1 protein-coding gene is annotated in these 865 nt (G+C 65.5%); it reads right to left on the bottom strand.

The genetic code is table 11. From position 1 onward, the window contains the following. Window positions 1-865, bottom strand: an 865-nt coding sequence (locus HMPREF1224_RS31950) for an MlaD family protein (RefSeq protein WP_031628486.1), incomplete at both ends; no start/stop codon positions are given.

Below are 865 nucleotides of genomic sequence, written 5' to 3'. Positions count from 1 at the left end.
GGTGATCCCGCTGGAGTTCCAGAAGCGCGTCGAGGTATTCACCAGGTGCGCGTACTCCGGCTCGATGTGCACACCCACCACCACTCGCTGGCGGTCGCGCGACAGCTGGTAGCTCTGCACGCTGCCGACGCGGACCTGGCGGTAGAGGATCGGCGCGCCGATATCGATCGAGCCGAGCTTGTCGCTGGTCAGCACCAGGTGCAGGCCGGGCGCGTCGGTGTTCAGCGGCGGCGCTTTCGGGCGGATGGTGAACTCGCGACTCGGCGCGCCGCTCTTGGCGAAGCGCACGTCGATATAGTTACCTTTCACCAGAGCCTCGAGGCCGGTGATGCCGGCCAGGGAGATGCTTGGCTTGACGGTCCAGAACTCGGTGCCTTCCAGCAGCATGTCCTCGACCCGCGGATCCATCGCCAGGTCGGCAGTGGCGCTGCTGTAGTCCTTGCCCATGTCGATCGACTTGACCAGGCCGACCTGCACGCCGTTGAACATCACCGGGGTGCGGCCCGGATCGATGCCGCTGACGTCGTTCATCTTCAGCTTCACGCGCAGACCGGCCTGGGCCGCGTCGTAGTCGTCGTACAGGCGGAACGGCTTGCTCGGATCGGTCGGCGGGCTGTCGGTGCGGTTCTCCGGGGTGGAGAAGGCGATACCGCCGGCGACCAGGGTCAGCAGCGACTCGCTGTGCACCTTGAAGCCGGACAGGCCGCCGGAAATGGAGATGCCGCTGGCGTTCCAGAATCGCGTGTGCTTGCGCACCAGGTCGGCGTAGGCCGGCTCGATGTGCACCTTGATCTCGATGGTCCTCTGGTCATCGCCTAACTGGAAGCTCTTCACCTGGCCGACCTGGATCTGCCGGTAGAACACC

The sequence above is a fragment of the Pseudomonas sp. P179 genome (assembly GCF_000478485.2).
GTDB classification, from domain to species: domain Bacteria; phylum Pseudomonadota; class Gammaproteobacteria; order Pseudomonadales; family Pseudomonadaceae; genus Pseudomonas; species Pseudomonas aeruginosa.
The sequence above is the reverse complement of the archived record's forward strand: the minus strand, read 5'-3'. Positions and strand labels throughout refer to the sequence as shown.